General features: G+C 66.5%; 23 protein-coding genes. 13 read left to right on the top strand and 10 right to left on the bottom strand.

The annotated features are described in order from the left end of the window. Window positions 1-119 precede the first annotated feature (119 nt). The 4 genes from C8J46_RS13885 to C8J46_RS13870 form a co-directional block, all read right to left on the bottom strand. On the bottom strand, window positions 120-2,324 hold the full coding sequence (locus C8J46_RS13885; RefSeq protein ID WP_132740259.1) for a xanthine dehydrogenase family protein molybdopterin-binding subunit: 2,205 nt from the start codon (window positions 2,322-2,324) through the stop codon (window positions 120-122). Between the two features lie 207 nt (window positions 2,325-2,531). Next, window positions 2,532-4,730 (bottom strand): xanthine dehydrogenase family protein molybdopterin-binding subunit, encoded by a 2,199-nt coding sequence (locus tag C8J46_RS13880; RefSeq protein WP_243643389.1) that lies wholly within the window; start codon window positions 4,728-4,730, stop codon window positions 2,532-2,534. 35 nt (window positions 4,731-4,765) lie between these two features. Continuing rightward, the gene (locus C8J46_RS13875; RefSeq protein WP_132740253.1) at window positions 4,766-5,746 is read right to left on the bottom strand and encodes a xanthine dehydrogenase family protein subunit M; all 981 of its coding nucleotides are present in this window, start codon (window positions 5,744-5,746) and stop codon (window positions 4,766-4,768) included. Further along, on the bottom strand, window positions 5,743-6,306 hold the full coding sequence (locus tag C8J46_RS13870; protein WP_082441359.1) for a 2Fe-2S iron-sulfur cluster-binding protein: 564 nt from the start codon (window positions 6,304-6,306) through the stop codon (window positions 5,743-5,745). The genes C8J46_RS13875 and C8J46_RS13870 overlap by 4 nt, the downstream gene beginning before the upstream one ends. A gap of 141 nt (window positions 6,307-6,447) precedes the next feature. Here C8J46_RS13870 and C8J46_RS13865 point away from each other — a divergent pair, with 141 nt between their 5' ends. Both C8J46_RS13865 and C8J46_RS13860 read left to right on the top strand, forming a co-directional pair. Continuing rightward, window positions 6,448-7,452: a glycerophosphodiester phosphodiesterase gene (locus C8J46_RS13865; protein WP_132740828.1), complete on the top strand. Its 1,005-nt coding sequence runs from the start codon at window positions 6,448-6,450 to the stop codon at window positions 7,450-7,452. Next, window positions 7,453-7,731, top strand: coding sequence for a hypothetical protein (locus tag C8J46_RS13860; RefSeq protein WP_132740250.1), 279 nt, complete (start codon window positions 7,453-7,455; stop codon window positions 7,729-7,731). A 206-nt stretch (window positions 7,732-7,937) separates the two neighbouring features. On the opposite strand, the gene C8J46_RS13855 is transcribed toward C8J46_RS13860, so the two are convergent. Then, on the bottom strand, window positions 7,938-8,603 hold the full coding sequence (locus C8J46_RS13855) for a TIGR02117 family protein (protein ID WP_132740247.1): 666 nt from the start codon (window positions 8,601-8,603) through the stop codon (window positions 7,938-7,940). A 22-nt stretch (window positions 8,604-8,625) separates the two neighbouring features. Between C8J46_RS13855 and phhA the strand changes: the two genes are divergently transcribed. Beyond that, window positions 8,626-9,504: a phenylalanine 4-monooxygenase gene (gene phhA, locus C8J46_RS13850; RefSeq protein WP_132740244.1), complete on the top strand. Its 879-nt coding sequence runs from the start codon at window positions 8,626-8,628 to the stop codon at window positions 9,502-9,504. Window positions 9,505-9,720: 216 nt separating this feature from the next. On the opposite strand, the gene C8J46_RS13845 is transcribed toward phhA, so the two are convergent. From C8J46_RS13845 to C8J46_RS13830, 4 genes are all read right to left on the bottom strand, one after another. Then, window positions 9,721-10,656: a 50S ribosomal protein L11 methyltransferase gene (locus tag C8J46_RS13845; protein WP_132740242.1), complete on the bottom strand. Its 936-nt coding sequence runs from the start codon at window positions 10,654-10,656 to the stop codon at window positions 9,721-9,723. After that, window positions 10,646-11,335: an SDR family oxidoreductase gene (locus tag C8J46_RS13840; RefSeq protein ID WP_132740239.1), complete on the bottom strand. Its 690-nt coding sequence runs from the start codon at window positions 11,333-11,335 to the stop codon at window positions 10,646-10,648. Before C8J46_RS13840 ends, C8J46_RS13845 begins: the two co-directional genes overlap by 11 nt. 79 nt (window positions 11,336-11,414) lie before the next feature. Then, window positions 11,415-13,151: a gamma-glutamyltransferase gene (gene ggt, locus C8J46_RS13835; protein WP_165886552.1), complete on the bottom strand. Its 1,737-nt coding sequence runs from the start codon at window positions 13,149-13,151 to the stop codon at window positions 11,415-11,417. 187 nt (window positions 13,152-13,338) lie between these two features. Continuing rightward, window positions 13,339-14,364 carry a quinone-dependent dihydroorotate dehydrogenase gene (locus C8J46_RS13830; protein ID WP_132740237.1) on the bottom strand — a complete coding sequence of 342 codons (1,026 nt, stop codon included), beginning with the start codon at window positions 14,362-14,364 and terminating at the stop codon, window positions 13,339-13,341. A gap of 298 nt (window positions 14,365-14,662) precedes the next feature. On the opposite strand from C8J46_RS13830, the gene C8J46_RS13825 reads away from it, so the two are divergent. From C8J46_RS13825 to C8J46_RS13785, 9 genes are all read left to right on the top strand, one after another. Continuing rightward, the gene (locus C8J46_RS13825; RefSeq protein ID WP_056057656.1) at window positions 14,663-15,091 is read left to right on the top strand and encodes an SUF system Fe-S cluster assembly regulator; all 429 of its coding nucleotides are present in this window, start codon (window positions 14,663-14,665) and stop codon (window positions 15,089-15,091) included. 130 nt (window positions 15,092-15,221) lie between these two features. Then, on the top strand, window positions 15,222-16,712 hold the full coding sequence (gene sufB / locus C8J46_RS13820) for a Fe-S cluster assembly protein SufB (protein WP_132740234.1): 1,491 nt from the start codon (window positions 15,222-15,224) through the stop codon (window positions 16,710-16,712). A gap of 151 nt (window positions 16,713-16,863) precedes the next feature. Beyond that, window positions 16,864-17,607 carry a Fe-S cluster assembly ATPase SufC gene (sufC, locus tag C8J46_RS13815; protein ID WP_132740232.1) on the top strand — a complete coding sequence of 248 codons (744 nt, stop codon included), beginning with the start codon at window positions 16,864-16,866 and terminating at the stop codon, window positions 17,605-17,607. 146 nt (window positions 17,608-17,753) lie between these two features. Beyond that, window positions 17,754-18,827: a SufD family Fe-S cluster assembly protein gene (locus tag C8J46_RS13810; RefSeq protein ID WP_132740229.1), complete on the top strand. Its 1,074-nt coding sequence runs from the start codon at window positions 17,754-17,756 to the stop codon at window positions 18,825-18,827. A 158-nt stretch (window positions 18,828-18,985) separates the two neighbouring features. Then, entirely contained in the window at window positions 18,986-20,164 is a 1,179-nt protein-coding gene (locus C8J46_RS13805) for a cysteine desulfurase (RefSeq protein ID WP_243643424.1), read from the top strand. After that, the gene (locus C8J46_RS13800; RefSeq protein ID WP_132740224.1) at window positions 20,161-20,622 is read left to right on the top strand and encodes an SUF system Fe-S cluster assembly protein; all 462 of its coding nucleotides are present in this window, start codon (window positions 20,161-20,163) and stop codon (window positions 20,620-20,622) included. Before C8J46_RS13805 ends, C8J46_RS13800 begins: the two co-directional genes overlap by 4 nt. A 134-nt stretch (window positions 20,623-20,756) precedes the next feature. After that, window positions 20,757-21,110, top strand: a complete 354-nt coding sequence (locus C8J46_RS13795; protein ID WP_132740222.1) for an iron-sulfur cluster assembly accessory protein — start codon at window positions 20,757-20,759, stop codon at window positions 21,108-21,110. 306 nt (window positions 21,111-21,416) lie between these two features. Then, complete coding sequence (locus C8J46_RS13790; protein ID WP_132740219.1) at window positions 21,417-22,808, top strand: amino acid permease; 1,392 nt, start codon at window positions 21,417-21,419, stop codon at window positions 22,806-22,808. Next, the gene (locus C8J46_RS13785) at window positions 22,805-23,668 is read left to right on the top strand and encodes an S-methyl-5'-thioadenosine phosphorylase (RefSeq protein ID WP_132740217.1); all 864 of its coding nucleotides are present in this window, start codon (window positions 22,805-22,807) and stop codon (window positions 23,666-23,668) included. The genes C8J46_RS13790 and C8J46_RS13785 overlap by 4 nt, the downstream gene beginning before the upstream one ends. A 36-nt stretch (window positions 23,669-23,704) precedes the next feature. Here the strand turns inward: C8J46_RS13785 and C8J46_RS13780 are convergent, their stop codons facing one another. Further along, on the bottom strand, window positions 23,705-24,040 hold the full coding sequence (locus tag C8J46_RS13780) for a DUF6481 family protein (protein WP_132740214.1): 336 nt from the start codon (window positions 24,038-24,040) through the stop codon (window positions 23,705-23,707). Window positions 24,041-24,338: 298 nt separating this feature from the next. Between C8J46_RS13780 and C8J46_RS13775 the strand changes: the two genes are divergently transcribed. Continuing rightward, window positions 24,339-25,937, top strand: a complete 1,599-nt coding sequence (locus C8J46_RS13775) for a hypothetical protein (protein WP_132740212.1) — start codon at window positions 24,339-24,341, stop codon at window positions 25,935-25,937. Window positions 25,938-25,979: the final 42 nt, after the last annotated feature.

Below are 25,979 nucleotides of genomic sequence, written 5' to 3'. Positions count from 1 at the left end.
CGCACGCGGGGAGGGGGACCAGCGCAGCTGGTGGAGGGGGCCAGCCGCAGACGTTACGCTTGGGGTCGCCCCCTCCACCACGCCAAGGGGCGCGATCCCCCTCCCCGTGCCGGGGAGGATCAGATGGCGGGCAAACCCTCGAGCAGCTTGTCGAGCGTCACCGGAAAGTCCCGAACCCGAACCCCCGTCGCGTTGTAGATCGCATTCGCCACCGCAGCCCCCGCGCCGGAGATCCCCAACTCGCCAACGCCCTTCGCCCCCACCGGGTTCGCGGAGTCATCGATCTCCTCGATGAAATGCACTTCCAGCTGCGGAATGTCGGCATTCACCGCAACATGATACTCGCCGAAATCGGGGTTCACGAACGCCCCCGTCCGCGTGTCGACGATGCCCTCCTCGGTCAGCGCATACGCGATCCCCCACGCCATCCCGCCAGTGATCTGGCTCGTCGCGGTCTTGCGATTGAGCACGCGCCCGACATCGAACACGCCCAGCATCCGCCGCACCCGCGTCTCGCCCGTCACCGCGTTCACCGCGACCTCGACGAAGTGCGCGCCGTGGCTAGCCTGGCTGGTGCGCTTGCTCTCGGCACCCGGCCCGGTCTTGCCCATCGCCACGATCGGCTCACCGCGGACCAGATCGGCGAGCTTCACCGATCGCCCGCCAGCGCTCACGCACCCATCGTGCAGGCTCAGATCCTCGGGCGCCGCATTCATCCGCAGCGCCAGTTCGCCAAGGATATCCTCGCACGCCAGCACCACCGCCGAACACGCGCTGCCAGCGCCGAACGATCCGCCCGACCCCGCGCTCGGCGGGAAGTCGGTATCGCCGATCCGCACGTTCACCTCGGCGACCGGCAGCCCGAGCATCTCGCCCGCGGTCTGCGCGAGAATGGTGTACGTCCCCGTGCCGATATCGGTCATGTCGCACTCGACCGTCGCGCGGCCATCCGCCTCCAGCCGAACACGCGCCTGCGCCTCGACGGTGAAGTTGCCGCGCAGGCTCGCCGCCATGCCGATCCCGATCAGCCACTCGCCGTCGCGCACCGAACCCGGCGCCGGCACGCTCGCAGGCCAGCCGAACCGCTCGGCGCCCTGCGTATAGCAATCGAGCATCCGCCGCGTGGAGAACGGTTTGCCGCTCACCGGATCGGTGTCGGGCTCGTTGCGCCGCCGCAGCTCGATCGGGTCGATCCCGAGCTGCTCGGCCAGTTCATCCATCGCGCACTCGACACCGAACGTCCCGACCGCCTCGCCCGGTGCGCGCACCGCGCCACTAGCGGGCAGGTCGACACGCACCAGGTCGGTCTTGAACCGCCGCGCGTCGCCCCGGTACAGCGGCAGAGTCCCGAACGGCACCGGCTCGAGAAATTCGCCATCGTCGTTCTGCGCGACGACGCTCTCATGCCCCATGCCGAGGATCACGCCGTTCGCGTCGGCGGCGATCCGGATCCGCTGCGTCGTGTGCGAACGGTGATGCACCATGTACGCGGTCTGGCGGCGGGGCAGCGCGACCTTCACCGGCCGCCCGACGACCTCCGCCGCGATCGCCGCGAGGATCGCCTCTGGACCGACGCCGGTCTTGCCCCCGAACCCGCCGCCGACATACGGCGCGAGCACGCGCACCTTGTCCGCATCGATCTTCAGCGCCTTTGCGATCGTCTTCCGCGCGCCGCCGATCACCTGGTTGCTGGAGCGTACGGTGAGCTTATCGCCCTCCCACCACGCAGTGGTCGCATGCGGCTCCAGCGCGGCGGGGAAATGTACGGGCGTCGTGTAGGTCCGGTCGAACGTCACCGCCGCATCGGCCATCACCGCGTCGAGATCGCCCTTGTCGATCGGCGGCAGGAAACCGATTTTCGGCGCGGTATCGACCGGCTGCGCCTCGACGTCGAACCGGTCCTCGCCCGCCTCGGTACGAACCACGACCAACGCCGCGGCACCGCGCGCGATCGCCTGATCCTCCGCGACGACGATCGCGACCGGCTGGCCGAGGTGGAGGATGACGTCGGTATCGAACAGCGGCATTGCGCGCGAATTGGACTCGCCGGCCGGCATGCGCGCGTCGTTATGGATGACGGCGATGACACCGGGCAACGCCTCGGCGGCGCTGACGTCGATGCCGAGGATGCGCCCACTGCCTACGGGCGTGCCGACGATCGCCGCGTAGGCGATGCCGTCGGGAGTGCCCTCATACGCATAGTCCGCGACGCCGGTGACCTTCGCCGGCCCCTCGATCCGGTCGAGCCCCAGCCCGAGAACGCCCTGCTTCGCACGGTCGAGACCGCTCGGCCGAAACGCCGCATCCATCACGTGTTCGTTCATTCTGCGGTCCTCGAGTGGAGGGAGGGATATGGGTAGGGCGGGGGTGTTTGACGAGACGGACCGCCCTTCCGCGCCTGAAAGAAAACGCCCGCAACATTTCCCGTTTCCCCGCGAAGGCGGGGATCCAGGGTTACGGGCGTTATCCTGCGTGGCTCCTGGGCCCCCGCTTTCGCGGGGGAACTAGGAGGAGGCGGTCGGTGTAAGCCCTCAAACAGCCGGCAACTGATCCAGCAGCTTGTCCAGCGTGATCGGGAACTCCCGCACCCGGATACCCGTCGCGTTATACACCGCGTTCGCCACGGCCGCACCCGCGCCCGAAATCCCCAGCTCACCAATGCCCTTCGCGTGGATCGGGTTCGCATGGATGTCGCGCTCGTCGACGAAGTGGACGTCCATCTGCGGCACGTCCGCATTGGCCGGCACGTGGTATTCGCCGAGATCGTGGTTCACCAGCTTGCCGGTCCGTGTGTCATGCACGAGGTCCTCGGTAAGCGCCGTGCCGATCCCGAACGTCATCCCGCCCAGGCACTGCGACCGCGCGGTCTTCGCGTTGAGGACGCGCCCAGCCGCAAACGACCCGAGCATCCGCCGCACCCGCGTTTCGCCGGTGACCACGTTGACCGCGACCTCGGCGAAATGCGCGCCGAACCCGGCCTGCGTCGTCTCCTTCTCCTGCTTGCCCGGCTTGATGTGTCCAATAGCCTCGAGGCCCTTGCCGACCAGCTCGCCGATCGGCGTCGAGCGGTTGTCGCCGATCGCCTTGCCGTCCTTCAACGTCAGGCCGTCCTCGTCGACGCCCGCCGCCTTGGCGAGCTTCCCGCGCAGCATCTCGCAGGCCAGATACACGGCTGTACCTGAAGACGCCGCACCCCACGAACCACCCGAACCCGCTGCCGGAGGATCGTTGGTATCGCCCAGCGACATCGTGATGTTGTCGACCGGAATCCCCAGGATCTCCGACGCGATCTGCGCCAGGATCGTGTAGCTGCCCGTGCCGATATCGGTCATCGCCGACGACACCGTCGCCGAGCCGTCCGGGTGGATCTCGACCTTGGCGGACGATTCCATCATCATGTTGCCGCGCACCGCCGACGCGACGCCCATGCCGATCAGCCACTCGCCCTCGCGCCGCGTGCCGGCCTTCTGGCGCTTGTCCCAGCCGAACTTCTTCGCACCCTCGTCGAGCGCGCGCGTCAGGTTGCGCGACGAATAGGGCACGTCCTTTTCGGGGTCGATCTTCGGATCGTTGCGCTTGCGCAGCTCGATCGGATCCATCTCGAGCTTCTCGGCCAGCTCGTCCATCGCGCCCTCGAGCGCGAGCATCCCGACCGCCTCGCCCGGCGCGCGCATCGAGCCCGACAGCACGAAGTTCACATCGACCACCTCATGCGTGATCAGCCGGTTCTCACCGCCGTACAGCAGATGCGTGCCGATACCCGCCGGTTCGAAATAATCCTCGGTCGGCTGGTTCGAGGTCAGCGTCTCGTGACCGATCGCCAGCAACTTGCCGTCAGCGTCGGCCGCAAGCCGCACATGCTGCTCGGTATTCGACCGACGCACCGTCGCCTCGAACACCTGCGGGCGCGACATCACCGCCTTGACCGGACGGCCAAGCTGCTTCGCCGCGATCGCCGCCGCGACGCTCTCGGGCGCGATTCCGAGCTTCGACCCGAACCCGCCACCGATATAGCGCGCGATGATCCGCACCTTCTTCTCGGACAAGCCCAACGACTTCGCCAGCTGCTGCGCATCCGAGGTCGGCATCTGGTACGCGCCGTACAGCGACAGCGATCCGTCCTCTTCCCACACCGCGGTCGAGGCATGTGGCTCCATAGCCGCCGAGTTCTGGCTCGGCGTGACATAGGTCGAATCGATCGTCACCGCCGCCTCGGCCATCGCCTTGTCGACGTCGCCCTGCTTGAAGTGCGCGGGCGTCGCATCGTCCGGCGGCGTCCGTGTCTCGTCGCGGTGCGCGGCGAAGTCGTACTGACCCTCGGCCTCGTCATATTCGATCGGCAGGCGCGCCGCCGCATCGCGCGCGACCTCGAAGCTCTCGGCGAGCACGATCGCGACGATCTGGCCGAAGAACGCGATGTCCTTCACGCCCTGCGTCGGCGCGTCGGTCGCGCCACCCTGCGCCGAAACGCGGATGAACTGGTCGGAATCGGTGACGACGTCGATCACGCCGGGGATCGCCTTCACGGCGTCGACGTCGATCGAGACGACCTTGCCCGCCGAGATCTTCGTGCCGACCAGTACGCCATACGCCATGTTCGCGAACTGGTATTCCGCGGCATAGGTCGCCGTGCCCGTGACCTTCAGCGGGCCGTCGATCCGGTCGAGCGGCTTGCCGATGACGCCCTGGACGCCCGTATCCAGAAGACTGTCCGGATGCGGCTTGTCCATCGTCAGGCTATTCGTAGTGCCAAGACCAAACATGCTTATGCTCCCGTGACGTTGCGCAGCGTCGCGATCAGCGTGCGACGGGCGAGGGGGATCTTGAAGTCGTTCGAGCCGTAGCCCTTGGCGTCGGCCAGCAGCGCCGTCGCCGCAGCCTCGAACACGGCATCGGACGGCGCCTTGCCGACCAGCGCCGCCTCGACCGCCGGGTTGCGCCACGGCATCGGCCCAAGCCCGCCGAACGCGAGCGAGGCCGACGCGATCACGCCGTCCTGCACGTCGACGATCGCGGCCACCGAGACGAGCGCGAACGCATAGGACGCACGGTCTCGCACCTTGCGGTATTCCTGCTTGCCCTTGACCGGCGCCGGCAGCTCGATGTGCGTGATCAGTTCACCCGCCTCGAGCGCGTTCTCGATCTGCGGCGTATCGCCCGGCAGGCGATAAAAGTCGTGGATCGAGATCCGCCGCCGATCGCCGTCTGCCTTGAGCGTCACGATCGTCGCGTCGAGCGCGCGCATCGCCACCGCCATGTCGCTCGGGTGGGTCGCGATGCAGTGCTCGCTCGTCCCCAGCACGGCGAGGATGCGGTTAAAGCCGCCGATTGCCGAACAGCCGCTACCGGGCGCGCGCTTGTTGCACGCCGCCGCCGTGTCGTAGAAATAATAGCACCGCGTCCGCTGGAGCAGATTGCCCCCGGTCGACGCCTTGTTGCGCAACTGCCCCGACGCGCCGGCCAGCAACGCGCGGCTCAGCACTTCGTACTTGGCGACGACGCGACGGTCGGCGGCGAGATCGCTGTTCGGCACCAGCGCACCGATCGTCAGCCCGCCATCCTCGCGCTCCTCGATCTTCGCGAGATCGAGCCGCGAGATGTCGACCAGCTTGTCCGGCGTCTCGACCTGCAACTTCATCAGGTCGAGCAGGTTCGTACCGCCCGCGATGAACTTGGCGCCGCTCGTATCGATATCCTTGACCGCAGCCTCGGGCGTGGCGGGCTTCTCGTAGGTGAAGGTCTTCATGCCACCAGCTCCCCGCGCGCGTTGGCTTCCATCGCGGCGTCCTTCTCGTCTGCGGTCCGGCCTGCGGGCTCGGCACCACCGACTTCGCGGATCGCATCGACGATGTTCGGATACGCGGCGCAACGGCACAGATTGCCGCTCATCCGCTCGGAAATCTCGGCATCGTCGAACTTCGGATCGGTCAGGTCGCCCGACGCATGGCTGGCCCAGCCCTTCTTGACCTCGTCGAGCATGCCGACCGCCGAACAGATCTGCCCCGGCGTGCAGTATCCGCACTGATAGCCGTCATGCCGCACGAACGCGTCCTGCAACGCGTGCAGGTTGCCCGGCTGGCCGATGCCCTCGATCGTCGTGATCTCGTCGTCCTGGTGCATCACCGCGAGCGTCAGGCAGGAATTGACCCGGCGCCCGTTGATCAGCACCGTGCACGCACCGCACTGGCCATGATCGCAGCCCTTCTTCGAGCCCGTCAGCCCGAGATGCTCGCGGCACAGGTCGAGCACCGACGTGCGAATATCGGGCTCGGCGTCATATGATTGACCATTGATCGTGAAATGCATGGGGATGCCCCTGGTTGAATGTGCCGGGAATGTACGGATTTCGAGGACTCAACGCCGATGCGACCGATCGTTTCCTATTGCGACAAGCTCTCACACATCGGCGCGCTGGCGCTCGTCGCGGCAAGCGGGCAAGCTGCAGCGATGACGCCAGCTTCTTCCCGATTGTCGCCCCCAATCGTGATTGCGCACCGCGGTGCGAGCGGTCTCCGCCCCGAGCACACGCTGGCGGCCTATTCGCTCGCGATCGACCAGGGCGCGGACTTCATCGAGCCCGATCTCGTCCCGACCAAGGACGACGTCCTCGTCGCGCGGCATGAGAACAACATCGCCGAGACGACCAACGTCGCCGACCACCCCGAGTTCGCCGCGCGGAAAACCACCAAGACGATCGACGGCCAGACGATGACCGGCTGGTTCGTCGAGGACTTCACGCTCGCCGAACTGAAGACACTCCGCGCGAAGGAGCGCCTGCCAAAGCTCCGCCCCGCGAACACGGCGTATGACGGCCAGTTCCAGATCCCGACGCTCGCCGAGATCATCGCGCTCGCCAAGCGCCGCACGACCGAGACGGGCCGGACGATCGGCATCTATCCCGAGACCAAGCATCCGACCTATTTCGCCAAGATCGGCCACCCGACCGACGCGAAACTGGTCGCCGAACTGCGCGAGGCCGGCTGGGATTCAGCGAAGGCGCCGGTCTTCATCCAGTCGTTCGAGGTCGCCAATCTCCAGCGCCTTCACAAGATGACGAAAGTCCGCCTGATCCAGCTCATGGACGGGGAGGGCGGTCCCGCCGATGGCGCACAGCCGAGCTACAAGGCGATGATCACGCCCGAGGGCCTGAAGGCGGTCGCCGCCTACGCCTACGGCATCGGCCCGAACAAGAGCATGCTCTGGACCGACGCGACCCCCACCACGCTGGTCGCCGATGCGCACGCCGCGGGTCTACGCGTCCACCCCTGGACCTACCGCGCCGAAAACTATTTCGAACCGACCCGCTTCCGCCGCGGCACCGACCCCGCAGCCCACGGCGACATCGCCGCGGAGATCGACGCAGGGCTTGCACAAGGTATCGACGGTTTCTTCACCGACTTTCCGCTATACGGGGCAGAAGCGCGCGGCCGGTTGCGCGCAGGAGTGAAGTGAATGCGTAAGGTTCTTCCCGTACTCGCGGTGCTGCCGTTCCTCGTAAGTGGCTGCATCAGCACCGCAACCTCGATCGTGAAGGCACCGTTCCAGGTCGCCGGCAAGGCGGTCGACTGGACGACCACCAGCCAGGAAGAATCGGACCGCAACTACGGCAAGAAGATGCGCAAGCAGGAAGCCGAAGAAGGCAAACAGCGCAAGGAGCTCGCGAAGCGCTGCAACAAGGACCCGCAGCGCTCGGAATGCGGCCAATACCAAGGCTACCGCGCCGGGAACTGACCTCCCTTCTACCACCCCGGCGAAGGCCGGGGCCCAGTTGGGAAACAGGAGTAACGTAGCGCTGCGCTCAGTCAGCAACGTCCCCCAACTGGACCCCGGCCTCCGCCGGGGTGGTGCCCCAAGCCAATGTTTTCTGACTTCCTTGTTCTCCCGCGAAGGCGGGAGCCCAGTCTGGACTCCCGCCTTCGCGGGAGAACAAGCTTGGCTCAAAACCACCCCATCACAGTAACCGGAAACGGCGTCCACCACCCAACCCGAACCCCCGCAAACCGCAGCGCATCCCCCGTCCAAGCATTACACGTCCGCACCGCGCTATACCGCCCGTTAGCCTCGTAAAACGCATCATACCCAGCATACCCCCGATACCGCGCACCCCCATCCCGAAAGCTAGCCCGGATATACGCCGCCAACCGCCGATACTGCGCGGGCGTCACCACGATCTCCCGAGCCCCATCGCCCGCGCGCGGCCTCGGCAGATGGTCGACATGCATCAACGTCCGCGTACTGCCGAACGCCGCGCCGATCACGGTGCGCAGCTTCACGTCCGCCCAGGTCGGCGTCTCCAGATAAAAAGTCTTCTCCCCCCACCCGAACGCCACATGATCGAACGCACCATAGCGCGGGTCGCGCAAATCCTCCGCCCGAGCTACCCCGCGCCAGTCCACCCCGGCCGCGACCTTCGGCACGATGATCCCGGTATGCACGCCGTTGCTCTCGACGAAGATATGCACGCCCTCGGCCGGCGCCCGCCAGTCGCGGTTGCTCGGGATCGACCCGCCGACCAACCCCGCCACCGCATAGCTCGCAACCACCCCGAACACCGCGGCGATCGCCCAAATAATCCACTTAACCCAGCGCGTTTCCGTCTTCATTCCGTCATGCTAGACCAGCCGCATGGCCAATGACACACACGTACTGAGCACCCCGCCCGAAGGCGCTCCCGACTGGACGATCCCGCAGAACTGGGCGGATTACACCGCGGAGGATCACGCGACCTGGGACACGCTGTTCGCGCGCCAGTCGAAGCTGCTCCCCGGCCGCGCCTCGAACGCCTGGCTGCGCGGGCTTGATGTCCTGAAGCTGTCGAAGCCGGGCATCCCCGATTTCGAGGAGCTGTCCGAACGCTTGACGAAGCTCACTGGCTGGTCGGTCGTCGCGGTGCCCGGCCTCGTGCCCGACGACGTGTTCTTCGACCACATGGCGAACCGCCGCTTCGTCGCCGGCAACTTCATCCGCCGCCCCGACCAGCTCGACTATCTGCAGGAACCCGACGTCTTCCACGACGTGTTCGGCCACGTCCCGATGTTGGCGGATCCGGTCTTCGCCGACTACCTCGCCGCCTACGGCCGCGGTGGCCAGCGTGCGCTGGGGCTCGACGCGCTGAAGTATCTAGGCCGGCTCTACTGGTACACGGTCGAGTTCGGCCTGATCGCGGAACCCGAAGGCCTGCGCATCTACGGCTCCGGCATCGTCTCCAGCTACGCAGAAACGCGGTTCGCGCTCGACGACCCGAGCCCCAACCGGATCGCGCTCGACCTCGCCCGGGTGATGCGGACCGAATACCGGATCGACGATTTCCAGCAGAACTACTTCGTCATTCCGAGCTTCGAGGAGTTGTTGAGACTGACGGTAGAGACGGATTTCGCACCGCTGTACGAAGAGCTGAAGGCGCTCCCGGATATTCCCGTCGCGCGGATCGAGCCGGGCGATGTGGTGATAACCGAGGGTACGCAGGACTACGCGACGTCGAAGGCGTCCGCTGAGACTGCATAAGCATGATCTAGAAGCCACCACCCCGGCGAAGGCCGGGGCCCAGTTGGGATAGCGGTGCGGTTCTATCTCAAGGGTTCACCCAACTGGGCCCCGGCCTCCGCCGGGGTGGCGGCGGAAGTGGGGTGAGGGTAACCCTTCCCCAACTTGTTCCCCCGCGAAGGCGGGGGCCCAGACTGGACCCCCGCCTTCGCGGGGGAACAACCTTCTACCCTGGGCTCAAATATCCAACGCCCACCCATCACGCCCCTTGGGATCGAACGGCCCCTCCGCCACGAACCTATCCGCCCCAGCGCGCAACCGAAGCACACTCCAATCCCCCCGCCGGTCGACCGCCTCGAGCGAACACCCGCAAGCCTCATACGCCGCCACGACGCCAGCCCGCTGAGTCTCCAGCAACCCGGCCAGCACGATCGTCGCCCCCGCATCCGAAATCGAAGCAATCTCCGGCGCCATAGACACCAGCGGCCCCGCCAGAATATTCGCGATCACCAGATCATACGGCGCGCGAACCACGATTGCGTCGTCCAGCGTACCGTCCGCCACAACCAGATCGATCCCCTCGACTCCATTCAGCGCCGCATTCTCAGCCGTCACATCGATCGAGACCGGATCGATATCCGTCCCCATCACCTTCGCCGCAGGCCAAAGATGCGCCGCGGCAAACGCCAGCAACCCGGTCCCCGTCCCGATATCGATCACGTTCGCAAACGACGCATCCGCCAACCCGTCGAGCATCGCCAGACACCCGCTGGTCGTCTCATGATGCCCCGTCCCGAACGCCCGGCTAGCCTCGATCAGGAACGCCCGCTTGTCCGCCGGCACCGCGCCCGAATGCGCGCCGGTGTGCACAAAGAACCGCCCGACCGACAAAGGCTCCAGCCCGGCCTGGCTCATCGTCACCCAGTCCGCATCGCCCAACCGCTCGACCGCGATCTCGGCCCCCGCCGCACTCGGCACCAGCGCCCGCACCGCCGCGACCGTATCCGCCGCCGGCTCATGCTCGAAATACGCATCGAGCCGCCAAGATTCGACGTCGTCCTCGATCTCCTCTGTGGTCATCAACACGCCGTCGATCGTCAGATCGTCGCTCGCATCGATAGCCTCCGCCTCCGCCCGCGTGCAGGGGAGGGTAAGCTTCCAACTATCGGACATAGCTTGCCCCATTCACGTCGATCACCGACCCGGTCATCGACGCCGGCGCCTCCAACGCCAGAAACTTCGCCGCCGCCGCGATCTCGTCAGGCGCCGCGACCCGCCCGAGCGGAATATCAGCCAGCAACGCATCGCCGCCCCGGCTCGACAGATAATCCTCCGCCATCCCGGTCATCGTGAACCCAGGGCACACCGCAAACGCCAGAATGCCCTCCCGAGCATAGCCCCGAGCAATGGTCTTGGTCATCGCCACCATCCCAGCCTTAGACGCGGCATAATGCCAATGCGCCGGCGAATCCCCGCGATACGCCGCCCGGCTCGCGATATTCACGATCCGCCCGCCGACACCCCGAGCCTGCCAATGCAGCACGGCCAACCGGCAAAGCTCGGCCGACGCGGTGAGGTTGATCCGCATCGTCCGCTCCCACTGCGCGGTCCAGTCGTCATCGCCGAGCGGTGCCGCCTCGAACACCCCCGCATTGTTGATCAAGACGTCGATCGCGCCGCCAGCCTGCTCCAGCGCCGCGTTCCACAACGCAGTCGGCCCTTCGGGATCGCTGAAGTCGGCCGGGATGCCGCTAGCGGTCCCATGCCCGATAACGGAGGCCCCCGCATCGGTCAGCGCCGTGTGAATAGCCGCGCCGATACCGCGACTGGAGCCGGTCAGAAGAATGGTCATGGGCTGCTCTTAGCGCGCGGTATCGCGCTCCGTCACCCCAATGTGATGCTCAGGCGGGCCTGCGAGTGCCTGCCCAGCGTCATTCTGGCGCGCGCTGAAGGACACCGACGCGTTGAATCCGGGTAACGGTGCCGTCCTGGCTCATCGCGACGCCCTCGCTGCGCGGGTCGGCCGCACCGACCCATTTGCCGCCTACGCGCTCGATCGCGTTCGCTTTCAGGCCGAGCGCGGCGACCTGGACGGTCTCGCCGAGTGCCTGCAACGCGGGGACCATCGCCTCGCGCTCGGTGCCCTCTTCGGCGGCGGCGACGTGGCCGGGAGCGTAGAGCAGGCCGAGCGCGATCGAGTCCTGCGCGGACAGCTTCCAGTCGACCACGCCGATTATCGCCTTGGCCACCTGTGCGATGATCGTCGAACCGCCTGCCGCGCCGACCGCGAGGCGGACTTTGCCGTCGGGGCCGTAGACGATGGTCGGCGACATCGAACTGCGCGGTCGCTTGCCGCCCTCCACACGGTTGGCGACCAGCGCGCCGTTCTTCTCGGGGACGATGTCGAAGTCGGTAAGCTGGTTGTTGAGCACGGTGCCGTCGACCGTGAGACCCGATCCGAAATAGCCCTCGACGGTGGTGGTGACCTCGACGACGTTGCCACGTGCGTCGACCGTCGCGATGTCGGTGGTGCCGGGGACTTCGCTGACCGGTGCGCGGACGCGCGCGGGAGCGCCGGGGGGCGAGCCGGCGACGACGGTCGCCATCGTGGTGGTGGGGGAGATCAGCGCCGAGCGTGACGCGAGATACTTGGCGTCGAGCATGCCCTGCACCGGCACGCGGACGAAATCGGGATCGCCGACGTAGAGGTCGCGGTCGGCATAGGCGAGCCGCGAGGATTCGGCGAACAAATGCCAGGCTTGCGCGCTGTCCTTGCCGAGCTTGCCCATGTCGAAGCGTTCGAGTTGCTTCAGGATCATCAGCACGGTGATGCCGCCGGACGAGGGCGGGCCCATCCCGCAGACGCGGTAGACGCGGTATTTGACGCAGACCGGCGGGCGCGATTTGGCGTCGTAGCTGGCGAGGTCGCCGAGCGTCATCTTCGACGGATTGCGCGCTGCGGTGTTGACTGCGGTGACGATCTTCTGCGCCTCGGGGCCGACGTAGAAGCTGTCCGGACCGCGCGTGGCGATGCGCTGGAGGAGCGCGGCCTGCTCCGGATTCTTGATCGTGGCACCGATCGCGACCGGCGAGCCGTCGGGGGCGGAGAAGAGTTTCCTTGTCTCGGGCGTGATGTGGTCGCCATACGCCTTCATCCCGTTGACGAGGCGGGGTGAGGCCTGGAAACCGTTTGTCGCGAGCCGGATCGCGGGGGCGAACAGTTGCGCCCAGGGGAGTTTGCCCGAGGCGCGGTGCGCGAGCGCCATGCCGCGGAGTGCGCCGGGGATGCCAACGCTGCGTCCGCCGGGGACTGCGTCGCTGTGGCTGAGTGGCGTGCCGTCGGGGGCGTAGAACCAGCGCGCATCCGCGGCGGCGGGCGCGGTTTCGCGCGCGTCGATCGTGCTGAGCGCGCCGCCGGCCGCGTGGGAGATCCAGAAGCTGCCGCCGCCGATGCCCGAGCTTTGCGGCTCGACGACGTTGAGGGCCAGCATCGTGGCGATCGCGGCGTCGGTGGCGCTGCCGCCAGCGCGGAGGATCTCGACGCCGGCGGCGGCGGCGCGGGGGTCTGCGGCGCTGACCATGCCCTGGTCTTTTGCCGGGGCGGGTTGGCGCGCCTCTACGGTGGCTGTGGGGACGAGGAGGGCGAGCGCTAGGAGGGAGATCTTCATCGAGCGCGAGCCTAGCGTGGTTCGAATACTAGGCAACCCGTCTAGCGGTTCGACCTCACGATCCTCCCCCGCCAGGGGGAGGTGGCGCCGTAGGCGACGGAGGGGGAGGACAAGGAACAGAGGTTGCCCTTTTCCTCCCCCTCCGTCTGGCAAGGGCCAGCCACCTCCCCCTGGCGGGGGAGGATCGTTAGGTGTCTACGCCCACCGCGTCGGCGACCGTGGCGAAGCCGTCGCGGGTGAGTAGCGCGTCCAGTTCCCGGAGGATGCGGGCGGGGAGGCCGGGGCCTTCGTACACCAGCGCGGTGTAGAGTTGGACGAGGCTCGCACCGGCGCGGAGGCGGGCATAGGCTTCGGCGCCGCTGTCTACGCCGCCGACCGAGATCAGCGGGATCGCTGCGCCGGTGGCCTTGCGGAAATCCGACAGGCGTTGGCGGGCTAGCGGGGCGAGGGGGGCTCCGGACAGGCCGCCGGTTTCCTTTGAGTTGGCCGAGCGCATTTTGGGGCGGGAGATCGTCGTGTTGTTGACGATCAGCGCGTCGATCCGGATGTCGATCGCGGCGCGGGCGATGTCGTCGATGTCGGCGGGTTCGAGGTCGGGGGCGACCTTGAGGAAGATCGGCGTCGTGCCCTTGGCGGCGGTGCAGGCGGCGAGGAGGTCGCGGAGCGCTGCACCGTGCTGGAGGTCGCGCAGGCCGGGGGTGTTGGGGGAGCTGATGTTTATGGTGATGTAGTCGGCGTGGCGCGCGGCGCGGGTCACGCCGTGGACATAGTCGGCGGTGCGATCGGTCGCGTCCTTGTTCGCGCCGACGTTGATGCCGAGAACCCCGTTCCGCTTTGCGCTCTGTGCCCGGGGAAGCGCGCCATTGAGGCCGCCGTTGTTGAAGCCCAAACGGTTGATCACCGCACGGTCTTCGGGGAGGCGGAAGATGCGGGGTTTGGGGTTGCCGGGCTGCGCGAGCGGCGTGAGCGTGCCGATCTCGACGCTGCCGAAGCCCAAGCCGAAGAACCCGTCGATTGCGCGGCCGTCCTTGTCGACGCCTGCCGCCAAGCCGACGGGGTTGGGGAAGGCGATCCCCGCCACGGTCGTCGCGAGCCGCGGCACGCTGGGGGCGAGCGGCGTGCCGGCCTTCCCCCATGCGGCAAGCGCAGCGATCGTGAGGGTATGCGCGCGCTCGGCGTCGAGACGGAAGAGGATCGGGTGGTAGAAGGCCATGCGCGCTCTTAGGCATATCGGCTGGGGTGGCCAAACCCTTCTTCCGTCACCCCACATTCTCCGTCACCCCAGCGAAAGCTGGGGTCTCCCCGTTCGAGGCGCCAGACCCAAACCAGGAGACCCCAGCTTTCGCTGGGGTGACGGGTTGTAGGGGGGCGGGCCGAATCGGGGCATGAGCGGCAAGAAAAACGGCCTCCAGTTGCGAGTCGTTAGCACGGCTCCGCGGGTTGACGATGCAGTGCACAAAGCCCATTTGACCAATCGGATCATATCGGTCCGATTGGACTCTTAAGCCACCATGCGTCTTTCCAGCCTAGCCGACTATGCAGTCGTGATGATGAGCGCCGCGGCGCGTCATTGCGGCGGTATCGCGCGGCTGAACGCGACGCTGCTGGCAGAGGAGACCGGCGTGCCGCTGCCGACCGTGCAGAAGCTGGTCAGCCGGCTGTCCGCGGCGGGGCTGATCGAGAGCACGCGCGGCACCGGCGGCGGCTTTCGCCTGTCGCGACCGCCCGCGATGATCTCGCTTGCCGACATCATCGAGGCGGTCGAGGGACCGATCGCGCTGACGTCTTGCGTCGATGGCGCATCGCAGGATTGCTGCGTCGAGCAGACGTGCAAGGTGAAGCCGCACTGGAACGCCGTCAACGGCGCGGTCCGCGGTGCGCTCGCCGGCGTGTCGCTTGCCAGCCTTTCGCAAACCCCCGTTTTACAGGTGCCCGCATGACGAACACATCGCGCGCAGCGTTCCACCTTTTCCTCCGCGCCTCCGCGGCTCCGCGTGAATCAGTTTTGTTCACGCGGAGACGCGGAGACGCGGAGATTTTAGAGAGCCGCTTTGCGGTCGAGGACAGATAATGGCTACCCGGAACGCAGAGGCATACGCCGCCGCGAACAAGACGTACGAGTGGGGTTTCTCCTCGGACATCGAACAGGAATTCGCGCCGAAAGGTCTGTCGGAAGACACGGTGCGCTTCATTTCCGCCAAGAAGGGCGAGCCGCAGTGGATGCTCGACTGGCGGCTGAAGGCGTTCGCGTTGTGGCAGACGATGGAGGCGCCCGACTGGTCGAAGCTCAACGTGCCCCCGATCGATTACCAGGACGCGTATTATTATGCGGAGCCCAAGGCGAAGCCTAAACTCGGGTCGCTCGACGAGGTCGATCCGGAGATCCTGCGCGTCTACGAGAAGCTCGGTATCCCGATCGGCGAGCAGAAGATGCTGGCGGGCGTGGTCGAGGATCCGCTGAACGAGGACGGCACGCCCAAGCGTCGCGTCGCGGTGGATGCAGTGTTCGACAGCGTGTCGGTCGCGACCACGTTCCGCAAGGAGCTCGAGGCTGCGGGCGTGATCTTCCGCTCGATCTCCGAGGCGATCAAGGAATATCCCGAGCTCGTCCGGAAGTGGCTCGGCAAGGTCGTGCCGCAGCGCGATAACTATTTCGCGACGTTGAACTCGGCGGTCTTCTCCGACGGCACGTTCGTCTACATCCCGGAGGGCGTCCGCTGCCCGATGGAGCTGTCGACGTATTTCCGCATCAACGCGGAGAATACCGGGCAGTTCGAGCGCACGCTGATCGTGGCGGACAAGGGATCGTACGTCTCGTATCTCGAAGGCTGCACCGCGCCGATGCGCGACGAGAACCAACTGCATGCGGCGGTGGTCGAACTGGTTGTGCTCGACGATGCCGAGATCAAGTATTCGACCGTGCAGAACTGGTATCCGGGCGACGAGAACGGCGTCGGCGGGATCTATAATTTCGTCACCAAGCGCGCGCTGTGCCAGGGGAAGAGCTCAAAGGTCAGCTGGACTCAGGTCGAGACCGGCAGTGCGATCACGTGGAAATACCCGTCGTGCGTACTACTCGGCGATGGCTCGGTCGGCGAATTCTATTCGGTCGCGGTGACGAACAATCGCCAGCAGGCCGATACCGGCACGAAGATGATCCACCTCGGCAAGAACACGCGATCGACGATCGTGTCGAAGGGGATTTCGGCGGGGCGTTCGGACAACACCTATCGCGGGTTGGTGCGCGTTGCGCCGACCGCAGAGGGCGTGCGGAACTTTACGCAGTGCGACAGCCTGTTGCTCGGCGACCAGTGCGGCGCGCATACCGTGCCGTATATCGAGGTCCGCAACCCGTCCGCGCAGATCGAGCATGAGGCGACGACGTCGAAGATCTCCGAGGACCAGCTGTTCTACGCGATGTCGCGCGGGCTGGACCAGGAGGCGGCGGTCGCGCTGATCGTGAACGGCTTTGCACGGGAGGTGTTGCAGCAGCTGCCGATGGAGTTCGCGGTCGAAGCGCAGAAGCTGCTGGGGATTTCGTTGGAAGGCTCCGTGGGGTGAGCCCCCCGTTCCGTCATTCCCGCGAAGGCGGGAATCCACTCCGCCTTTCGCGCATGCGGATGGGTGGATTCCCGCCTTCGCGGGAATGACGGGGTAGGGTTGGCGTAATTGACGCCTCGCATTTTAGAGATTTGGAATTGGGCTACATTCGATGCTGAAAATTGAAAACCTCCACGCCGAGATCGACGGCAAGGAAATCCTCAAGGGCCTGTCGCTCGAAGTGAGCGCGGGCGAGGTGCACGCGATCATGGGGCCGAACGGCGCGGGCAAGTCGACGCTGGGCTATGTGCTCGGCGGGCGGCCCGGTTATGAGGTCACGGCGGGTTCGGTGACGTTCGACGGTGTCGATCTGCTCGAGCTGGAGGCGCATGAGCGCGCCGCGGCGGGCGTGTTCCTCGGCTTCCAGTATCCGGTCGAGATCCCCGGCGTGTCGAACGTCCAGTTCCTTCGCGAGGCGCTCAACGCCCAGCGCGCGACGCGGGACGAGAAGCCGCTGTCGGGGGGCGAGTTCCTCAAGCTCGCGCGTGGGCAGGCGGATCTGCTCGGCATGGACTACGACATGCTCAAGCGGCCGGTGAACGTCGGCTTTTCGGGCGGCGAGAAGAAGCGCAACGAGATGGTCCAGATGGGCATCGTCAACCCGAAATTCGCGATCCTCGACGAAACCGATTCGGGTCTCGACATCGATGCGCTGCGCGTCGTTGGCGATGGCATCAACCGCATCATGCGCGCGCCCGACAAGGCGGTGCTGCTGATCACGCATTACCAGCGGCTGCTCGATTACGTGGAGCCGGACTTCGTCCACGTGCTGGCGGACGGCAAGATCGTCCGCTCGGGCGGCAAGGACCTCGCCAAGCAGCTCGAGAGCGAAGGCTATGTGGGGATCGCCGCGTGAGTAGCTTGTCGCAAATCCTCCCCGGTACGGGGAGGGGGACCAGCGAAGCTGGCGGAGGGGGTTCTCCGCTGGACGTAGCGTCTGTGGAAGCCCCCCTCCACCCCGCCGCTACGCGTCGCGGTCCCCCTCCCCGTGCCGGGGAGGATTTGAGGGCCGAACTTCCCTCGACGCGTGAAGAGGCGTGGCGCTGGGGTGATCCGGCGGCGATTGCGGCGGCGGCTGAACTGCCGCGCGGTGTTGCGCTGGATGCTCGCGAGTGGTTTCTCGATCTGCCGGGTGCGCGGGCGGTGTTCGTCGATGGCGTGCTCGACGAGGGGCGCAGCGATCTGCGGCACGTCACGATCGTACCGATCGACGGCGGATCGCACGCGCTCGGACGTCGGACGACCGGCCTGGGCTGGTCCTTGCGCGTCGACGCGGATGCGACGACCGAACTGATCCAGATCGTCCACATCGCGACGGGTGGCGATAACCAGCTTCCCGCGGAGATCGTTCTCGTCGCTGGAGCGAGCGCGTCGGTGGTCGAGACCTATGTCGGGGCTGGCTGGTCGAACCGGTCGACGCGGATGATGCTTGGCAAAAGTGCGAAGCTGACGCGCGCGGTGCGGTTGCTTCAGGCCGGTGGTTTCGTGTCGTTGCGCGACGAGGTCGAGATCGGTGCCGAGGCGAGCCTGATCGTCACTGTGTTGGGCGCGGGCGATGCCGGGACGCGGATCGATGGGTCTATCACGGTGACGGGCGACGACGCGTTTGCCGAATATGGCGGGGCGTTGCTGACGCGGAACGACCAGCGGCAGGAGTGCGCGGTGTCGGTGCGACATGCGGCGCTGAACGGGCAGAGCAAGCAGATCTGGCGTGCGGTCGCGGCGGACAAGTCGACCGCGAGCCTTGCGGCGCGGGTCGAGGTCGCGCGCGATGCGCAGAAGACCGACGGGGTGCAGTCGCTCCGCGGGTTGCTGTTGCAGCGCACCGCGACGGTGAACCTGAAGCCCGAGCTGGAGATCTTCGCTGACGACGTGAAGTGCGCGCATGGCGCGACGGTCGGCGAACTCGACCAGCGTGCGCTGTTCTACATGCAGAGCCGCGGCATCCCGCATGCCAAGGCGCAGGCGCTGCTTACGCGCGCGTTCGTCGGCGATGCGTTCGTGCAGATCGCGGACGAGATGGTGCGCGAGGCTTTCGTGGCGGATGCGGACGCGTGGCTGGAGCGGGCGTTGTGAATGACGTGACAGAAATCCTCCCCGGCACGGGGAGGGGGACCAGCGCAGCTGGTGGAGGGGGTTCTCCACTGGGCGTAGCGTCTGTGGAAGCCCCCCTCCACCCCGCCGCTGCGCGTCGCGGTCCCCCTCCCCGTTCCGGGGAGGACGCGCTCAACCGCCTGTCGGACTTCCCCGCGATCCCAGAAGGTTGGGCGTATCTCGATACCGCCGCGACTGCGCAGAAGCCGCAGGTCGTGGTCGACGCGATTACGCGCGCGTATGGTGAGACCTACGCGACTGTGCATCGCGGCGTGTACCAGCGCTCGGCCGACATGACGGTCGCCTATGAGGCTGCGCGGAAGGCCGTTGCGCGCTTCATCGGCGCAGGTTCGTCGGACGAGATCGTGTTCGTGCGCGGTGCTACCGAGGCGATCAATCTGGTTGCGACCTGCTGGGCCGGAACGCAGTTAAAGGCTGGTGACCGCATCCTGCTCTCGATGCTCGAGCATCATTCGAACATCGTGCCGTGGCAGATGATCGCCGAGCGCCTCGGCGTCGCGATCGACGTGTTGCCGTTGACCCCCGACCACCGCATCGATCTCGACGCGATGGAGCGGATGATCACGCCGGCGCACAAGCTGGTCGCGCTCGGGCATGTCTCGAACGTGCTCGGGTCGGTGCTCGACGCCAAGCGCGCTACCGAGATCGCGCATTCGGTCGGGGCGAAGATTTTGCTCGACGGATGCCAGTCGGTGCCGCGGATCGCGGTCGACGTGAAGGCGATCGGCTGTGATTTCTATGTGTTCTCCGGGCACAAGCTCTACGGGCCGACCGGGATCGGCGTGTTGTGGGCCAAGCCCGAGCTGCTCGACGCGATGCCTCCCTACCAGGGCGGCGGGTCGATGATCGACAAGGTGTCGTTCGCCCGGACCACCTACGCGCCGCCGCCGGGTCGGTTCGAGGCGGGGACGCCGCATATCGTCGGCGCGCTCGGGTTGCATGCGGCGATCGACTATGTCGAGAGCATCGGCCTCGACGCGATCCACGCGCACGAGACCGCGCTGGTGACGGCGACGCGCGACGCGCTGTCGGGAATCAATTCGGTGCGCCTCTATGGCCCGGCGGACTCCGCTGGCATCGTGAGCTTCACGATCGAGGGGGTTCATCCGCACGACATCGGCACCATATTGGACGAGGAGCGCGTCGCGATCCGTGCCGGCCATCACTGCGCGCAGCCGCTGATGGAGGCGCTGGGCGTCGAGGCGACGGCACGCGCGAGCTTTGGCGTGTATAACGGGCCGGCGGACGTCGAGGCGCTGGTGCGCGGTATCGAGCGAGTAACGAGGATTTTTGGATGAGCGATCGGTTCGAGATCGAGGAAGTGGACTCTGTCGCATCGCCGCCCAAGGCGCGCGTCGTGATGGAGACGGACTCCGACGCAGACCGGAAGCGGGATTACCTGGCCGGTTTCCTGGCGCAGAAGCCGCAGGTGGACTCGCCGGTCGAGCCCGGCGGCGCTGTGTACGATGCGATCATCGAGGCGCTGAAGGAAATCTACGACCCTGAGATTCCGGTGAACATCTACGATCTGGGGCTGATCTACGGCGTCGAGGTGACCGAGGACGGGCATGCGGTGGTGGCGATGACGCTGACCACGCCGAACTGCCCGGTCGCGGAGTCGATGCCGGCGGAGGTGGAGATGCGGGTCGGGTCGGTGCCGGGGGTCGGGTTTGCGGAAGTGAACCTGGTCTGGGATCCGCCCTGGGATCCGCAGAAGATGTCGGATGAGGCTAAGTTAGAGCTCGGGATGCTTTGACTTTTCCCCTCCCGCAAGCGGGAGGGGGCAGGGGGTGGGCACGCGCTCACCTCGCGACCGACGGTTATGAGTGGCTGGCCGGGAGCCCACCCCCGGCCCCTCCCGCTTACGGGAGGGGGGAAGGAAGGACGATCATGGCGACGACATTGCGAGCACGGCCGGCGGCGCTGAACCTCACCGAGACGGCGCATGCGCGGATCGCCGACCTTATGGCGCGGGCTCCGGAAGATGCGATCGGGGTCAAGCTGTCGACGCCCAAGCGTGGGTGTTCGGGGCTGGCCTATTCGGTGGATTACGTCACCGAGACCAAGCCTTTCGACGAACGGATCGATACGCCAGGGGGGACCTTGTTCGTCGATGGTGGGTCGATCCTGTATCTGATCGGGTCGACGATGGATTGGGTCGAGGACGACTTCACCGCTGGGTTCGTGTTCCAGAACCCCAACGCCAAGGGCGCGTGCGGGTGTGGGGAAAGCTTTACCGTCTGAGAGCTGCCGTAAGGTAGCGTGTTTCCCCGCGAAGGCGGGGACCCAGACTGGGCTCCCGCCTTCGCGGGAGAACAAGGACGAGCGGATTGCCTTTCAATTTTGTCACCCCTTCTACCACCCCGGCGAAGGCCGGGGCCCAGTTGGTAAACGCTGCTGACATAGCGCTGCGCATCGTCACGATGGCCTTACCAACTGGACCCCGGCCTCCGCCGGGGAGGATATTGGCGCTCGGGTAGGTGGTTGGCTACTGGCCTTGCCCCCCGGTCCCGTCCTGTGCCACTTCCCGCGCAACAAAAGGGGATATCCGTGGCCAGTCTGTTTCGCCGAAAAATCGTCACCGAGCAGCCGCCCGAGCATCAACTCGCGCGCACTCTGTCGTGGCCGCATCTGGTGGCGATGGGGGTTGGCGGGATCGTCGGCACCGGCATTCTCACGCTGATCGGCGTGGGGGCAGGGCTCGCGGGGCCGGCGGTGATCCTCTCCTTCATCATCGCCGGTGGGATCTGCGCCTGCGCGGCGCTCGCCTATGCCGAGATGGCGACGATGATCCCGGCGTCGGGCAGCGCCTACACCTACAGCTATGTCGTGCTCGGCGAACTGATCGCCTGGGTGATCGGCTGGAGCCTCATCCTCGAATACTCGCTCGTCGTGTCGACCGTCGCGGTAGGCTGGTCGGGCTATGCCGCGCCATTGTTGCGCGGTGCGTTCGGCTTTCCCGAGGCGCTGACGCTCAGCCCCGAACTTGGCGGCATCCTCAACGTCCCCGCCATCTTCATCATCGCGGTCGTCGCTGGCGTGTTGTCGTTCGGCACGCGCGAAAGTGCGACGCTCAACGCGGTGCTGGTGGCTGTGAAGATGATCGCGCTGACCGTGTTCGTGTTCATCGCGTTGCATTATTTCAACAGCGCCAACCTCCACCCGTTCATGCCCTATGGCTTCCCCAAGGCGGTCCAGCCCGACGGCGCCGAGCGCGGCGTCATGGCGGCGGCGGCGATCATCTTCTTTGCGTTCTATGGGTTCGACGCGATCTCGACCGCGGCGGAGGAGACCAAGAACCCCGGCCGCGATCTTGCGATCGGGATCGTCGGGTCGATGGTCGCGTGCATCGCGATCTACATCCTCGTCGCGGTCGCCGCGGTCGGCGCGCTGTCGCACACCAAGTTCGCCGGCAGCGCCGAGCCGCTCGCGCTGATCCTGCGCGAGATCGGCCGGCCGGGGTTCGCGACCTTCCTCGGCGCCTCAGCCGTGATCGCGTTGCCGACGGTGCTGCTCGCGTTCCTGTTCGGCCAGAGCCGGATCTTCTTCACGATGGCACGCGACGGGTTGCTCCCGCTGAGCCTCGCCAAGGTCTCCAGGCGAGGTGCCCCCGTCCGCATCACCTGGATCACCGCGGCGATCGTCGCGGTGATCGCAGGCCTTTTGCCGCTCGCCGAGATCGCCGCGCTGGCCAACGCGGGCACACTCGCGGCGTTCGTCGCGGTCTGCGCCTGCATGCTCGTGATGCGCCGCCGTGCGCCCGACGCGCTCCGCACCTTCCGCGCGCCGGCCGCGACGCTGGTCGGTACGATCGGGATCCTCGGCTGCCTGTACCTGTTCTTCAGCTTGCCTTCGAAGACGCAGCTGTATTTCGGGCTGTGGAACCTGCTCGGCCTCGCGATCTACTTCGTCTACGCACGGCCGAGGGCGCTCGCTAAGTGAGCGGCTGGACGATTGGCATCATCGGCGGCTCCGGACTGTACGCGGTCGACGGTATCGAGGATGGGCGCTGGCAGACCGTCGAGACCCCGTGGGGCGAACCGTCGGACGCGATCTATACCGGTCGCGTCGGCCATGTCGGTGTCGCGTTCCTGCCGCGGCACGGCCGAGGGCATCGCATTTCCCCCTCGGAGCTCAACGCGCGCGCAAACATCGACGCGCTGAAGCGGCTCGGGGTCACCGACGTTCTTGCAGTATCGTCGGTAGGCTCGCTGGTCGAGGCCCGCCCGCCCGGCAGCTTCACTGTCGTCGACCAGTTCATCGACCGCACCAAGCGGCGACCGTCGAGCTTCTTCGGTACCGGCTTGGTCGCGCACGTCTCGATGGCCGTCCCGGTCTGCCCGCGGCTGTCGCGTTATGCCGCCGACGCCGCGCGAGAAGCCGGCGTGCAGGTCGACGACCGCGGCACCTATCTCGCGATGGAGGGCCCGCAATTCTCGACCCGCGCGGAAAGCCGGCTCTACCGGCAATGGGGCTGCGACGTGATCGGCATGACCGCGATGCCCGAGGCGAAGCTCGCGCGGGAGGCGGAGCTTCCCTACGCGCTGGTCGGGATGGTGACGGATTACGATTGCTGGCGCGACGACGAGGCCGGCGTCGACGTCGCACAGGTCGTGGCGCAACTCGGCGCGAATGCGGCAAAGGCCCGCGCGATGGTGATCGCGCTGCTGCGCAATTTGCCGATGGAGCGCGAGGCTTCGCCGATCGACACGTGTCTCGACACCGCGATCATCACCGCGCGCGATGCCCGCGATCCGTCGCTGGTGGCGAAACTCAGCGCGGTAGCAGGGCGCGCGCTGTAGTGGGCGGATCCGCCGAGACGGATCCGCGCACGCGACTTACTTCTTCTTATTCTTCCGCGCGGCATACTTCGCGTCGCGAATCGCCTTCTTCTCGGCGTCGGTTAGCTCGACCTTGGCTTCGGCCTCGCGCTTCTTTGCAGCAGCCGCTTCGGCCTCGGCCTTCTTGGCAGCCTTGGCTTCGTCCTCGGCGGCACGCTTGGCGGCGCGCTTCTCGCGCTCGGCCAGTTCCTTGGCTTCACGCGCGGCGAGGCGCTCGGCAACGACCGCCTCGTCGATCGGCGGCTTGGCCTTCAGCGCTTCGAGCGCTTTCTGCTTGGCGGCGGCTGCGCTGCTTGTGCGGTCCTGGAAGCTGGGGTCCTTGAAAGAGGCCATTGTCGTAGAATAATCCTGTAATATCGGTCTGACCGCCCCGACGCAGGAATGCGCGGGCAGTGACGCTGACGGCGCCTGTAAATCATCGCGCGCCGGATCGGAAGAGATGTGTTCGAAAGCGTAGGTTTCAACCCACGCTGCGCAAACGATGTCATCGATTCGTCACATCATGGTCATGCAAGCGTCATCCAAATCGCATCGTAACGTCACGCGCTCCGCATAGTCGCCTAATCGAGGTCGGCAGGGGGGAGCCTGAGTCGATCCATCAGATCAACGATTTCGACCGGGAGTCTCTCGAATGACCATCTTCAAGCGCACGAGTCTTGTTCTGCTCGCCGGCACTGCCTGCATGGCCCTCTCGGCCTGCGATGGCGCGGACAGCGTCGCGTCGCCGGGCGAAGGCGTGATCGTCGTACCGGGTACGCCGACGCCGAGCCCGACGCCCACGCCGACTCCTACCCCAACCGCAGGCACGCCCGCGACGTCGTGCCCGACCGGCACCACCGATGTCGGCATCCTCGGCAACTACCGCTCGTGCCGCCTGCCGTCGCTGATCACGTCAGCCTTGAGCCTGCCAAAGGCCGCGGGCGTCGCCTATGAAATCAACGGACGCGTCGACGTCGGCGTCGACATCGGCGGCGCAGGCAGCGCACCGGGCGGGATCGCGACCACGCTGACGATCGCAGCCGGCTCGCTGGTTTATGCCAACACGACCAATGCGGATAATGACTATATGGTCGTTAACCGCGGCTCGAAGCTGATCGCCGAGGGCACCGAGACGCAGCCGATCATCTTCACTGCGCAGGCGAACATCACCGGCGGAGTCACCGACGAATCGCAGGGCCTGTGGGGCGGCATCATCCTGGCCGGTCGTGCACCGATCTCGAACTGCAACAATACTGTCCCCGGTGGCAACGTGGCCTGCGAGAACGTCGTCGAGGGCACCAGCACCGCGCTGTACGGCGGCGCGACGCCGACCGACAGCAGCGGCAGCATCCGCTATGTCCAGATCCGCTATTCGGGCACCGTCATCAGCCCGAACAACGAGCTTCAGGGCCTGACGCTCGGCGGCACCGGCTCGGGCACGACGCTCGATCACATCCAGGTCCACAACAGCTCGGACGACGGCATCGAGATCTTCGGCGGCCGCAGCAATCTGCGCTATCTGGTGCTGACGGGTTCGGATGATGACGGCCTGGATACCGATGTCGGCTGGCAGGGTTTCGTCCAGTTCGTGCTGGCGATCCAAAAGCCGACCAACACGCAGACCGACAACTATTCGACCGAGATCGATTCGAACGGCTCGGAAGACGCGCTGCCGCGCCAGGCTTACACGCTCGCCAACTTCACCTTCATCGAGACGTCGACCGCGACCAACGCGGCGATCCGTCTGCGCGGTGGTGCCGATGCGACCTTCGTCAACGGCATCGTCAGCAACCCGAACAGCGCGTGCCTCAACGTCATCGCTGGCGCCGATGCGGGCGGCAAGACGACCATCCGTCCTGCCGACACGACGTTGCAGGACAAGGGCCCGCCGGTGTTCAACTCGGTCGTGTTCAGCTGCCTGACGCCGTATGCGACGACCACCGTCAACGGCATCACCGTGACGGTAGAAGAGCAGCAGGCGCTCTTCCGCGCCGGTACCAACAACACCGATAGCGCCGCGGTCGGCTCGGCCGTCACGGGCACCTTCCTCCCCGCGGGCGCATCGAGCACGACCACCGCGTTCAACGCCGCGACGCTCAACCCGACCGGGACGTCGTTCCTCGTCAACACCAACTATGTCGGCGCGGTCAACGGCAGCACCGACACCTGGTATCGCGGTTGGACCTGCAACTCGAACCGCGCGAGCTTCGGGACGACGAGCAGCGCCTGCACCGCGCTGCCGACCAGCTGACACCGACGCCAAGCCTGAGGCTGCGCGGGGGGCGGGGGCCCG

This window comes from Sphingomonas sp. PP-F2F-A104-K0414 (assembly GCF_004340945.1).
Lineage (GTDB): Bacteria > Pseudomonadota > Alphaproteobacteria > Sphingomonadales > Sphingomonadaceae > Sphingomonas.
Note: the sequence above shows the minus strand (reverse complement) of the source record. Positions and strands in the feature narration are given on the sequence as shown.

Excerpts from the sequence above, each read along its gene's own strand:
- C8J46_RS13875 (WP_132740253.1), bottom strand. The coding sequence starts at position 5,746 with ATGAAGACCTTCACCTACGAGAAGCCCGCCACGCCCGAGGCTGCGGTC.
- C8J46_RS13800 (WP_132740224.1), top strand. The coding sequence starts at position 20,161 with ATGAGCGATCGGTTCGAGATCGAGGAAGTGGACTCTGTCGCATCGCCG.
- C8J46_RS13775 (WP_132740212.1), top strand. The coding sequence starts at position 24,339 with ATGACCATCTTCAAGCGCACGAGTCTTGTTCTGCTCGCCGGCACTGCC.
- C8J46_RS13840 (WP_132740239.1), bottom strand. The coding sequence starts at position 11,335 with ATGACCATTCTTCTGACCGGCTCCAGTCGCGGTATCGGCGCGGCTATT.
- C8J46_RS13880 (WP_243643389.1), bottom strand. The coding sequence starts at position 4,730 with ATGGACAAGCCGCATCCGGACAGTCTTCTGGATACGGGCGTCCAGGGC.
- C8J46_RS13780 (WP_132740214.1), bottom strand. The coding sequence starts at position 24,040 with ATGGCCTCTTTCAAGGACCCCAGCTTCCAGGACCGCACAAGCAGCGCA.
- C8J46_RS13885 (WP_132740259.1), bottom strand. The coding sequence starts at position 2,324 with ATGAACGAACACGTGATGGATGCGGCGTTTCGGCCGAGCGGTCTCGAC.
- C8J46_RS13825 (WP_056057656.1), top strand. The coding sequence starts at position 14,663 with ATGCGTCTTTCCAGCCTAGCCGACTATGCAGTCGTGATGATGAGCGCC.
- C8J46_RS13865 (WP_132740828.1), top strand. The coding sequence starts at position 6,448 with ATGACGCCAGCTTCTTCCCGATTGTCGCCCCCAATCGTGATTGCGCAC.
- C8J46_RS13870 (WP_082441359.1), bottom strand. The coding sequence starts at position 6,306 with ATGCATTTCACGATCAATGGTCAATCATATGACGCCGAGCCCGATATT.
- C8J46_RS13830 (WP_132740237.1), bottom strand. The coding sequence starts at position 14,364 with ATGGCCTTCTACCACCCGATCCTCTTCCGTCTCGACGCCGAGCGCGCG.
- C8J46_RS13855 (WP_132740247.1), bottom strand. The coding sequence starts at position 8,603 with ATGAAGACGGAAACGCGCTGGGTTAAGTGGATTATTTGGGCGATCGCC.
- C8J46_RS13845 (WP_132740242.1), bottom strand. The coding sequence starts at position 10,656 with ATGTCCGATAGTTGGAAGCTTACCCTCCCCTGCACGCGGGCGGAGGCG.
- ggt (WP_165886552.1), bottom strand. The coding sequence starts at position 13,151 with ATGAAGATCTCCCTCCTAGCGCTCGCCCTCCTCGTCCCCACAGCCACC.
- C8J46_RS13795 (WP_132740222.1), top strand. The coding sequence starts at position 20,757 with ATGGCGACGACATTGCGAGCACGGCCGGCGGCGCTGAACCTCACCGAG.
- sufB (WP_132740234.1), top strand. The coding sequence starts at position 15,222 with ATGGCTACCCGGAACGCAGAGGCATACGCCGCCGCGAACAAGACGTAC.
- phhA (WP_132740244.1), top strand. The coding sequence starts at position 8,626 with ATGGCCAATGACACACACGTACTGAGCACCCCGCCCGAAGGCGCTCCC.
- C8J46_RS13860 (WP_132740250.1), top strand. The coding sequence starts at position 7,453 with ATGCGTAAGGTTCTTCCCGTACTCGCGGTGCTGCCGTTCCTCGTAAGT.
- sufC (WP_132740232.1), top strand. The coding sequence starts at position 16,864 with ATGCTGAAAATTGAAAACCTCCACGCCGAGATCGACGGCAAGGAAATC.